Origin of the sequence: Streptomyces sp. SID4985, from assembly GCF_009863025.1 — a bacterium.
Taxonomy (GTDB): Bacteria; Actinomycetota; Actinomycetes; order Streptomycetales; family Streptomycetaceae; genus Streptomyces.
Genome location: NZ_WWIR01000088.1, coordinates 1 through 7,817 on the forward strand (window position 1 = coordinate 1; position 7,817 = coordinate 7,817).

The following is a 7,817-nucleotide window of genomic DNA, read 5'->3' on the forward strand; positions in this document are numbered from 1 at the left end:
GGGTGGCGGCCGTCCTGCGGCAGCGGCGGCCGGTCCTGGACCAGGCGGGGCTGGACGCGCGGGAGCGGCGGGAGAACCTGGCCGGTGCCCTGGAGGTGACGGCGGGCGGGGCACGGCTGCTCGACGCCGGACGGGTCGTCCTGGTGGACGACCTGATGACCACGGGCGCGACCCTCGCGGAGGCGGCGCGGGCCCTGCGGGAGGCGTCCGGTTCGCATCGCCGGGAGAGAACGGCCGTGTACCCCGGCGGAACTCGGGAAGGAAGGGGGAAACGAGAGACAGGGGCACGATCGGAGAGCGGAAACCCCGTGCAGTGTGCACAGGAAAAGGCGGCACCGAAGGCCACACGAGTGGCACTCCGGGCGGCGGTGATCGCCGCGCCCCCGGATTCTTTCGAAATAGCCAGGAACTGACCTCCTACCTGCGTCGTTGCAGGTAGCAAGAGCGGGAATTCACCTGAACGGAGGTACGCCGCAGTAGAGGGTGACGACATACGTCCGGGCGAGATATGTTCGGTTGTGAGGAAAGGCGCAGGCCAGACCTCGCATATCCGAATGCCGCGCTGCGTGATTTTCCGCAATCACCCGCGCCGGCGGGATGGAGATCTCGCCCACGGGGGAGGAGGAGGTGGACGTCACCGAGTCCGAAGGTTCCGGGGCCCACCGGGACCTGGTGCAAAAGGGAGATGCTCCGCCGCTGCTGCGGGGCTATCCGGGAACGGAGTTCTGCGTGGACATCGTCGTCAAGGGCCGCAAGACCGAGGTGCCCGAGCGGTTCCGCAAGCACGTGGCCGAGAAGCTGAAGCTGGAGAAGATCCAGAAGCTCGACGGCAAGGTGATGAGCCTCGACGTCGAGGTGTCCAAGGAGCCGAACCCCCGCCAGGCCGACCGCTGTGACCGAGTGGAGATCACGCTCCGCTCCCGCGGTCCGGTGATCCGGGCGGAAGCATCCGCCAGCGACCCGTACGCGGCCCTCGACATGGCCGCGGAAAAGCTGGAGGCAAGGCTGCGCAAGCAGCACGACAAGCGAGTCGTGCGCCGGGGCGCACGACGCATCCCGGCGGCCGAGGTGCCCGACGTGGTCCCGGGCGTGGCGACGCTCTACCCCGACGGCGTTCCGGTCCCGCCCGCCGAGTCCGACGGCGGAGTGCCGACCAAGAGGATCGGCTCGCTGGAGGTCACGGGTGACGGCCCCCTCGTCGTCCGCGAGAAGACCCACGTCGCCTCTCCGATGACCCTTGACCAGGCTCTCTACGAGATGGAACTGGTCGGCCACGACTTCTATCTGTTCGTCGACTCCGAGACCAAGGAGCCGAGCGTCGTCTACCGGCGACATGCCTACGACTACGGCGTCATCCACCTCAGCACCGACCCGATGGTGGCGGAGGTGCAGCCGCCCGCGGCGGGCGGCGTCCTGGGCGGCTGATCCTGCCCGGCGAAGCGGAACGGGTGCCCCTGGAGCGCGTGTGCGCCCCCAGGGGCACCGGTGTGCGACCACTTCACGCCCCGCACGGCACCGCGGCGGCGCCCGGGCATGAAATCATGACCGCACCGGCCCAACCGGTGGGCCGCTGCCTTGGGTTGGCGATGGCACAGGACCACAGGCCACAGCCTTCAGGGGGAGGAACGATGGCGGACACCTTCGGACCCATGCGTGACCTGGACGCCGACCACGGTGACCCCGGCCGGGAGCCGGAAGCGGGCGCCCCGCGCGGGGAGCCGATCAGAGTGCTGGTCGTGGACGACCACGCGCTGTTCCGCCGGGGTCTGGAGATCGTGCTCGCCGCCGAGGAGGACATCCAGGTCGTCGGCGAGGCGGGCGACGGGGCCGAGGCCGTGGACAAGGCGGCCGACCTGCTGCCGGACATCGTGCTGATGGACGTGCGGATGCCCCGGCGCGGTGGGATCGAGGCGTGCACCTCCATCAAGGAGGTCGCCCCCAGCGCCAAGATCATCATGCTCACGATCAGCGACGAGGAGGCCGACCTCTACGACGCGATCAAGGCGGGCGCGACCGGATACCTCCTCAAGGAGATCTCCACCGACGAGGTGGCCACGGCCATTCGCGCGGTGGCCGACGGGCAGTCGCAGATCAGCCCGTCGATGGCGTCCAAGCTGCTCACCGAGTTCAAGTCGATGATCCAGCGCACCGACGAGCGCCGACTGGTGCCCGCGCCCCGGCTGACCGACCGGGAGCTGGAAGTCCTCAAGCTGGTCGCCACGGGGATGAACAACCGGGACATCGCCAAGGAATTGTTCATCTCCGAGAACACCGTGAAGAACCATGTGCGCAACATCCTGGAGAAGCTGCAGCTGCACTCCAGGATGGAGGCCGTGGTCTACGCGATGCGGGAGAAGATCCTCGAGATCCGCTGACCCCGGACCGACGAGGCGCCCGCTTCGGCTCAGGCCAGTGTGCGGGCCAGTACGGCGGCCAGGGGCGCCCGGAGCTCGGGCTCCGTCACGCGCTCCACGCGGACGTCCGTGCAGCCCACCCAGCTCGCCGCCTCGACCAGCGCCTCGGCGACCGCCGCCACCGCCTTCGGGCCGTCCAGCGTGACCTGCCGGGCCACCAGCGTGCGCCCCTCGCGCGCGGGGTCCACCCGGCCGACCAGCCGGCCGCCGGAGAGCACCGGCATCGCGAAGTAGCCGTGGACCCGCTTCTGCTTGGGGACGTACGCCTCCAGGCGGTGGGTGAAGCCGAACAGGCGCTCCGTGCGGGCCCGTTCCCAGATCAGCGAGTCGAACGGCGAGAGCAGCGTCGTGCGGTGGCGGCCGCGCGGCGCGGTGGCGAGGGCCGCCGGGTCCGCCCAGGCGGGCTTGGCCCAGCCCTCGACCTCGACCGGCACCAGACCCGAGTCGGCGATCACCGCGTCCACCTGCTCGCCCTTGAGGCGGTGGTAGTCGGCGATGTCCGCGCGCGTCCCGACGCCCAGCGACTCACCGGCCAGCCGGACCAGACGGCGCAGGCACTCGGCGTCGTCCAGCTCGTCGTGGAGCAGGGCGTCCGGGATGGCGCGCTCGGCGAGGTCGTACACACGCTTCCAGCCGCGCCGCTCGACGCACACCACCTCGCCGTACATCAGGGCGCGCTCGACGGCGACCTTGGTGCCGGACCAGTCCCACCACTCGCTGGTGCGCTTCGCGCCGCCCAGCTCGGTGGCCGTGAGCGGGCCCTCGGCCTGGAGCTGCTTGATCACCTGGTCGTAGGCGCCCTCGGGCAGCTGGTGGTTCCAGTGCGGGCGGGAGCGGTAGGCGCGGCGGCGGAAGGCGAAGTGGGGCCACTCCTCGACGGGCAGGACGCAGGCGGCGTGCGACCAGTACTCGAAGGCGCGGGTGCCCTGCCAGTAGGCCGACTCCACGGCCTGGCGGCCGACGGCGCCGAGGCGGGCGTACGGCACCAGTTCATGGGAGCGGGCGAGTACCGAGATGGTGTCGAGCTGGACCGCGCCCAGATGTCGCAGCACCCCGCGCACCCCGGCCCGCCGGTCGGGCGCTCCCAGCAGTCCCTGGGCCCGCAGGGCGATACGGCGGGCGTCGTCCGCGGTGAGGGTGGTAACGGGGCGCGGCGGGGTCGTCATGGTCGGGACGATAGAGGGTGGCACTGACAGTGGGCGCCCGGCCGGGACTTCCCGCAGGTCAGGTGGTCGCAGCGGGATCGGGCGCGGCCAGGTACGGAGCGGTCGGGGTCAGTCCGAGGTCGGAGGGGAGCAGCGAGCCGACCCAGGAGTCGCGCCGTACGCCCCGGTGTGCGACGGCCGCGCGCAGCGTGCCCTCCATGGTGAAGCCGACGCGTTCGGCCACCGCGCGGGAGGGCAGGTTGCCGACCTCGGCGCGCCACTCCAGGCGGTCCACGGACACGTCGGTGAAGGCCCAGCGGGCCGCGGCGAGCGCGGCCTCGGTCATGTATCCCCGGCCGCGGTGCTCACGGGTGGCCCAGAAACCGACCTCGGCGGCGCCCGGCCCGCGCCGCATGACGCCCAGCATCCCCGCCAGCGCGCCGTCGGGCAGGAACAGGCCGAAGTGGTACTCCGAGTCGTCCGCCCAGCCCCGCGCGACCACACCGATGAACGCCTCGGCGTGCTCGCGCAGGTAAGGAGAGGGAAAGGACGAGATCCAGCGCCGGGACTCCGGATCCTGGGCGGCGGCGTACACCGCGTCCGCGTCGGCCGGGCCGACGGCGCGCATCCGGAGGCGGTCGGTGGTCAGGGTGACGGGGTCCATCACCCGATTCTGCGGGGCACCGCACCCGTGCCGCCACGGCTTTTCGCGGAGCGTGAGCACCCGGTCACGATTCGCGCACATCCCCGATCCGGCGCGGCACTATCCACCCTGCCCGTCCGTTGTCCACAGTGAGGCGCGCACCGGGTCGCCAGGCCCTCCCGGCGTGCCGGGGTCCTCGCATACGATGGCCGTTGCTCAGCAAGTCACATGGAAAACAGACCGTCCCAGGCCCGACCGGCAAGGAGACCACCCCCCGTGTCCGTCCTCTCGAAGATCATGCGTGCAGGCGAAGGCAAGATCCTGCGCAAGCTGCACCGCATCGCGGACCAGGTCAACTCCATCGAAGAGGATTTCGTTGACCTCTCCGACGCCGAGCTGCGGGCCCTCACCGACGAGTACAAGCAGCGGTACGCCGACGGTGAGAGCCTGGACGACCTGCTCCCCGAGGCATTCGCCACCGTTCGCGAGGCCGCCAAGCGCGTCCTCGGCCAGCGGCACTACGACGTCCAGATGATGGGCGGCGCCGCGCTCCACCTCGGTTACGTGGCCGAGATGAAGACCGGTGAGGGCAAGACCCTCGTCGGCACCCTGCCCGCTTATCTGAACGCGCTCTCCGGAGACGGCGTCCACCTCATCACGGTCAACGACTACCTGGCCGAGCGCGACTCCGAGATGATGGGCCGCGTCCACCGCTTCCTGGGTCTCGAAGTCGGCTGCATCCTCGCCAACATGACCCCGGCCCAGCGCCGCGAGCAGTACGCGTGCGACATCACGTACGGCACGAACAACGAGTTCGGCTTCGACTACCTGCGCGACAACATGGCGTGGGCGCAGGACGAGTTGGTGCAGCGCGGCCACAACTTCGCCATCGTCGACGAGGTGGACTCGATCCTCATCGACGAGGCCCGTACGCCGCTGATCATCTCCGGCCCGGCCGACCAGGCCACCAAGTGGTACGGCGACTTCGCGAAGCTGGTCACCCGCCTCAAGCGCGGCGAGCCCGGCAACCCGCTCAAGGGCCTTGAGGAGACCGGCGACTACGACGTCGACGAGAAGAAGCGCACCGTCGCGATCCATGAGGCCGGTGTCTCCAAGGTCGAGGACTGGCTGGGCATCGACAACCTCTACGAGTCGGTGAACACCCCCCTCGTCGGCTACCTGAACAACGCCATCAAGGCGAAGGAACTGTTCAAGAAGGACAAGGACTACGTCGTCATCGACGGCGAGGTCATGATCGTCGACGAGCACACCGGCCGTATCCTGGCCGGCCGCCGCTACAACGAGGGCATGCACCAGGCGATCGAGGCGAAGGAAGGGGTGGACATCAAGGACGAGAACCAGACCCTCGCCACGATCACCCTGCAGAACTTCTTCCGCCTCTACAACAAGCTCTCCGGCATGACCGGTACGGCGATGACCGAGGCCGCCGAGTTCCACCAGATCTACAAGCTCGGCGTGGTGCCCATCCCGACCAACCGGGCGCTCGTCCGCAAGGACCAGTCCGACCTGATCTACCGCACCGAGGTCGCCAAGTTCGAGGCGGTCGTCGACGACATCGCCGAGAAGCACGAGAAGGGCCAGCCGATCCTCGTCGGCACCACGTCCGTCGAGAAGTCGGAGTACCTCTCGCAGCAGCTCAGCAAGCGCGGCATCCAGCACGAGGTGCTGAACGCCAAGCACCACGAGCGTGAGGCGTCGATCGTCGCCCAGGCGGGCCGCAGGGGCGCCGTCACGGTCGCCACGAACATGGCGGGCCGCGGTACGGACATCAAGCTCGGCGGCAACCCAGAGGACCTCGCCGAGGCGGAACTGCGCCAGATCGGCCTGGACCCCGAGGAGCACATCGAGGAGTGGGCGGCCGCGCTGCCCGCCGCGCTGGGCCGCGCCGAGCAGGCGGTCAAGGCCGAGAAGGAGGAGGTCGAGCGCAGCGGCGGCCTCTACGTGCTCGGCACCGAGCGGCACGAGTCGCGCCGTATCGACAACCAGCTGCGCGGCCGTTCCGGCCGTCAGGGCGACCCCGGCGAGTCCCGGTTCTACCTCTCCCTCGGCGACGACCTGATGCGCCTGTTCAAGGCCGCCATGGTCGAGCGCGTCATGGCGATGGCGAACGTCCCGGACGACGTGCCGATCGAGAACAAGATGGTGACCCGCGCGATCGCGTCCGCGCAGTCGCAGGTCGAGCAGCAGAACTTCGAGACCCGTAAGAACGTCCTGAAGTACGACGAGGTGCTCAACCGGCAGCGCGAGGTCATCTACGGCGAGCGCCGCCGCGTCCTGGAGGGCGAGGACCTGCAGGAGCAGGTGCAGCACTTCATGGACGACACGATCGACGCGTACGTCGCCGCCGAGACCGCCGACGGCTTCCCCGAGGACTGGGACCTGGACCGGCTGTGGGGCGCCTTCCGGCAGCTCTACCCGGCGAACGTCACCATCGAGGAGCTGGAGGACGCCGCGGGCGACCGGGCCGGTCTGACCGCCGAGTTCATCTCCGAGTCCATCAAGGACGACATCCGCGCGCAGTACGAGGCGCGTGAGGTCCAGCTCGGCTCCGAGATCATGCGTGAGCTGGAGCGGCGGGTCGTCCTGTCGGTCCTGGACCGCAAGTGGCGCGAGCACCTCTACGAGATGGACTACCTCCAGGAGGGCATCGGCCTGCGCGCGATGGCCCAGAAGGACCCGCTGGTCGAGTACCAGCGCGAGGGCTTCGACATGTTCACCGCCATGATGGAGGGCATCAAGGAGGAGTCCGTCGGCTACCTGTTCAACCTGGAGGTCCAGGTCGAGCAGCAGGTCGAGGAGGTCCCGGTCGAGGACGCCCAGCCGGTCGGCGGGGGCGGGCAGGACATCGTGCCCGCGCAGGTTCCCGCGGGTGGCCGGCCGGAGATCCGGGCCAAGGGCCTCGACGTTCCGCAGCGGCGCGAGCTGCACTTCTCCGCGCCCACGGTGGACGGCGAGGGCGGCGTGATCGAGCGCGACCTCGAGGACGACGAGCCGGTGCGCTCCGAGGCCGACGGCCTCACGCGCGCGGAGCGCCGCAAGCAGGCGAAGAGCCGCAGCCGCCGCAAGAAGTGACGGTCGCCCGCGGTTGCCCGCTGCGGGCTTGAGCGGTTCTCCGTGGCGGGCCTTCGCGGCTGACTCCGGGGCCGGGTCCCTCTTCGTGAGGGGTCCGGCCCTTTGTCGTGCCCGGGTTGTCGTGTCCGGGCTCAGCCGGTCTCCTCGCGCGGGGGCCGGGAACCCGCCAGCTCCACGGCGGTGCAGCGCCAGCGCAGATCCCGCCCCCGCTCCAGCCGGAAGGCGAGCGCCCGCAGCCGGTCCCCGGCGGCGACCCGCGCGAACACCTCCAGCGCGCCGTCCCTGGGCACGAAGTACCCGAGATCGCTGACGACCGGCCGGACCCCGGGCGTGCGCAGCGGATTCCGCTCGGCGAGCCGCGCGAGATCGTCGTACGCCTGCCCGGCGGTGTGCCGGAGCATCCAGTGCACGGGGCGCTGCCCGCTGAGGACGGCGACGAGCCGGTCGGCGAAGAGGTCGGTGGGGCGGGGCTGGGGGGTGACCGGGGGAAGGGGGTGGTGCGTCGGGGCTGTGCGGGGCGCG

General features: G+C 70.4%; 7 protein-coding genes. 3 read left to right on the forward strand and 4 right to left on the reverse strand.

Annotated features, from left to right (window positions below; genetic code table 11):
* The coding region (locus GTW40_RS32950) for a hypothetical protein (protein ID WP_237525324.1) at positions 1 to 218 on the reverse strand (218 nt) is incomplete at its 3' end.
* A 511-nt stretch (positions 219 to 729) separates the two neighbouring features.
* Between GTW40_RS32950 and raiA the strand changes: the two genes are divergently transcribed.
* Both raiA and GTW40_RS03890 read left to right on the forward strand, forming a co-directional pair.
* A complete protein-coding gene (raiA, locus tag GTW40_RS03885; RefSeq protein WP_161178739.1) occupies positions 730 to 1,425 on the forward strand; it encodes a ribosome-associated translation inhibitor RaiA in 696 nt (231 codons plus the stop codon).
* Between the two features lie 203 nt (positions 1,426 to 1,628).
* Positions 1,629 to 2,375 (forward strand): response regulator transcription factor, encoded by a 747-nt coding sequence (locus GTW40_RS03890; RefSeq protein WP_161178735.1) that lies wholly within the window; start codon positions 1,629 to 1,631, stop codon positions 2,373 to 2,375.
* Between the two features lie 29 nt (positions 2,376 to 2,404).
* Here GTW40_RS03890 and GTW40_RS03895 read toward each other — a convergent pair whose 3' ends face one another.
* Both GTW40_RS03895 and GTW40_RS03900 read right to left on the reverse strand, forming a co-directional pair.
* Entirely contained in the window at positions 2,405 to 3,580 is a 1,176-nt protein-coding gene (locus tag GTW40_RS03895) for a crosslink repair DNA glycosylase YcaQ family protein (RefSeq protein WP_161178736.1), read from the reverse strand.
* Positions 3,581 to 3,638: 58 nt separating this feature from the next.
* The gene (locus GTW40_RS03900; RefSeq protein ID WP_161178737.1) at positions 3,639 to 4,223 is read right to left on the reverse strand and encodes a GNAT family protein; all 585 of its coding nucleotides are present in this window, start codon (positions 4,221 to 4,223) and stop codon (positions 3,639 to 3,641) included.
* Between the two features lie 255 nt (positions 4,224 to 4,478).
* Here GTW40_RS03900 and secA point away from each other — a divergent pair, with 255 nt between their 5' ends.
* A complete protein-coding gene (gene secA, locus GTW40_RS03905; protein WP_161178738.1) occupies positions 4,479 to 7,295 on the forward strand; it encodes a preprotein translocase subunit SecA in 2,817 nt (938 codons plus the stop codon).
* Between the two features lie 131 nt (positions 7,296 to 7,426).
* Here the strand turns inward: secA and GTW40_RS03910 are convergent.
* Positions 7,427 to 7,817, reverse strand: a 391-nt coding sequence (locus tag GTW40_RS03910) for an Rv3235 family protein (RefSeq protein ID WP_237525321.1), incomplete at its 5' end; no start/stop codon positions are given.

What these genes read in the sequence shown, in the direction of transcription:
- GTW40_RS03890 (WP_161178735.1), top strand. Translation starts at nt 1,629, where the DNA reads ATGGCGGACACCTTCGGACCCATGCGTGACCTGGACGCCGACCACGGT.
- GTW40_RS03895 (WP_161178736.1), bottom strand. Translation starts at nt 3,580, where the DNA reads ATGACGACCCCGCCGCGCCCCGTTACCACCCTCACCGCGGACGACGCC.
- GTW40_RS03900 (WP_161178737.1), bottom strand. Translation starts at nt 4,223, where the DNA reads ATGGACCCCGTCACCCTGACCACCGACCGCCTCCGGATGCGCGCCGTC.